This is a genomic window from Aurantimonas sp. A2-1-M11 (genome assembly GCF_036549475.1).
In the GTDB taxonomy this organism is placed as follows: Bacteria; Pseudomonadota; Alphaproteobacteria; order Rhizobiales; family Rhizobiaceae; genus Aurantimonas.
Genome location: NZ_JAZHLI010000160.1, coordinates 1 through 2,708 on the forward strand (window position 1 = coordinate 1; position 2,708 = coordinate 2,708).

Genomic DNA, 2,708 nt, shown 5'->3' on the forward strand with positions numbered 1-2,708 from the left:
CGATCGGCGGCGGAGACCGAAATGGTAACCCCTGTGCGCATGCAGCAGACTCGCATGCGAGCACACCGATGTGAATCCCACACCGGACTCTTTCGTTCCGGTCAATCCACTAGGACCTGCGCGGCTTACCTCACCGCCAGGACCAAAAGGACTGCCGGTCCTCGGTAGCCTGCTTGATCTGGGCAGCGACGTCCTCGGCTTCTTTCCGAAATGCGCCGAGCGCTATGGCGACGTGGTCGCCTTCCGGCTTGGTGCCTGGCCCGCTCTCCTCTTGAGCAATCCCGACGATGTGGAATACGTCTTCGTCGACGCCCACGAGAATTTCGTCAAGAACCGCTTCTTTTGGCGTCAGGTCACCGCCATCTTCGGCAAGGGCATTATGACCAACGAAGGCGAAGACTGGCTGCGTCATCGCCGTATCGCCGCTCCCGCCTTCGCCACGCGGCGGGTGAACGATTACGCGGACACGATGGTCCAGCTCACATCCGAGATGCTGGATACCTGGACGCCGGGCGACGTTCGCGATGCGCATGCTGAGATGATGAGCCTGACGCTGCGGATCGCAGCTAAGACGCTCTTTGACGCATCCGTGGAAGAGGACGTCGCGGCGATGGACCACGCCCTGAACGACATTACCAGCGAGATCACTGCCCGATTTTCTCGCCCCTTCGTCATTCCCGATGCGGTGCCGCTGCCGGGGCACGTCCGCTATAATCGCGCCTTACGCCGGATCGAGACGATCGTGACGAGGATCATAGCCGAGCGACAGCAGAATCCGGGTGATCGCGGCGACTTCCTGTCGGCTCTGATGAAGGCGAGCTACGCTAATGGCCAGCCCCTGCCAGACAAGCAGTTGCGGGACGAAGCGGTCACCATGCTGCTAGCGGGCCATGAGACAACCGCGCTAGCTCTCTCCTGGACGCTTTACCTCCTCGGCCAGCATTCGGAGATTGATGTTCGGCTGTCGGCAGAAGTCCACGCAGTGCTGGGGAGCCGGCCGCCCGCCGTCGAGGATCTGGCAAAGCTCACCAATACCGGGGAGGTCATCACTGAAGCGATGCGTCTCTACCCGCCGGCATGGCTGATCGGGCGCGAAACAGTGAAGGACTGTGTGATCGGCGGCTACCATGTGCCCGCGGGAACGACTGTATTCGTCTCCCCTTGGATCCTGCACCGCGATCCACGTGTCTTTGACGATCCCCTCTCATTCCGCCCCGGGCGTTGGACACCGGAGTTCACCCGTCAGTTGCCCCGGTTCGCTTACATGCCGTTCGGCGGCGGTCCCAGGATCTGCATCGGCAAGAGCTTTGCCCTGATGGAAGCAAGCCTGATCCTTGCCGCGCTGGTGCAGCGCTATCGCTTCGAGTGGAGCGGTGACCGCCCGATTGCGCCCAGCCCTTCCATTACGCTTCGTCCCAAAGGCGGCGTGCCTGTGCGCTTACATGAACGGCAACTCTTGTAGAGTGCGCCGATTGCAACTCCGCTCCTGGCGATCAGATGCGCAGCCAAGCCTCAGCGGCGCTCACTGGCGCGCTTCGCGGCCTCGGGGGTCGCGGCCAGCTTGAAACGCTCGCCAGTGAGTCTGCATGCCGATCGGCACAATCCGCCGGCCGACCTTTTCCTACCTCGCATCGGGCGGCGAATTGTCGGCCGTCGCAGAGGCACCTAGTCCGCCTCCCCTCGATAGGGGATATCTGGGCTCAGTGGGATCAGATACCATGCGGACCCCGATGCTGCCGTAATCCGAACCAAATCGCTCCGGAACTCAAGATAGCGCGGCAACGGGGGGACCTCTGTCTCGTTCAGGTCCATCGAACGTAGCAGGGATCCGATACTCTTTGGCTGAAATTCAGCGATCGGTGTTTCCCACTGCACAATTCGCAGCGGGCTCAGCAGCCGAGCGTGCGCGCATTCTGCGAGGCCGCATGCCAAGGCAATTATGACCGCCCTCTTCATCGCGTATCCTGCGCACGCCGATATGCAAGCGTTGTATTTTTGATCGACTCGATCCGTCTGATCCGGAGCTAATCGCGTTCTGCTATCCGTGTCGCGGTGTCGGGCTGATGCAGATACCCAGTCTGTCGCTCGATCTTTCGCATCACCGCGTTCCAACGGCGCGCGTCGTCCTGCGCATCAACCACCTGAGCCAACCGGCGCTTGTCGCGGGCAGCTACCCATGCTCCCTGAGGCCCGTGCAGCGCTACGAGGACAGTGGACTCCCTTTTGATCTCCTCCGGCGCACGGAACCGCGCGAGCAGACCCGCCAGCATATCCGTCAGCCTCATAGAGAGAGCATTCCCTGATTCGACCTCAGACTGAGAGAGGAACCACTCTGGAGCCGGTCATCGCTGACTCGATTCAAGGGCACCATCCCGCCGTTTCGGATGTCGAACCTCATGCTCCCCTCCCGTCCACCGAGATCCCGCTCGGCTCCAGAATGTTCCCCATCGTCATTCGTGCATTTCGGCCGATCTATCGCAAGTCGTCTGGCAGGCGGGGACCCCCTCGAACAGCGAAATGTGGAAATCCGGCCGGTGTCAGCCCAGTGTGGGCGCACCACCGATAGTCTGAAGCTGGAATGCGCCATCAAGACTCAGGATCTCCGCATCGATAACTGCTACTCTTCCGGCTGTCGTGGCCTGATTGTGTAGTTCCATTCGGGATGGAAGGCGTCGCCTGTGATGTCGAGGCGGGCGAACTCGGCATCG

At 61.4% G+C, this 2,708-nt stretch carries 2 protein-coding genes; one reads left to right on the plus strand and one right to left on the minus strand.

Annotated elements, in window-relative coordinates:
• The first annotated feature begins 70 nt into the window (after nt 1–70).
• Entirely contained in the window at nt 71–1,462 is a 1,392-nt protein-coding gene (locus tag VQ042_RS25175) for a cytochrome P450 (protein ID WP_331822986.1), read from the plus strand.
• A 562-nt stretch (nt 1,463–2,024) separates the two neighbouring features.
• On the opposite strand, the gene VQ042_RS25180 is transcribed toward VQ042_RS25175, so the two are convergent.
• Nucleotides 2,025–2,285, minus strand: coding sequence for a hypothetical protein (locus VQ042_RS25180; protein ID WP_331822987.1), 261 nt, complete (start codon nt 2,283–2,285; stop codon nt 2,025–2,027).
• Between the last annotated feature and the right edge of the window lie 423 nt (nt 2,286–2,708).

Coding starts and splice junctions, on each gene's coding strand:
- VQ042_RS25180 (WP_331822987.1), bottom strand. CDS start 2,285: ATGAGGCTGACGGATATGCTGGCGGGTCTGCTCGCGCGGTTCCGTGCG.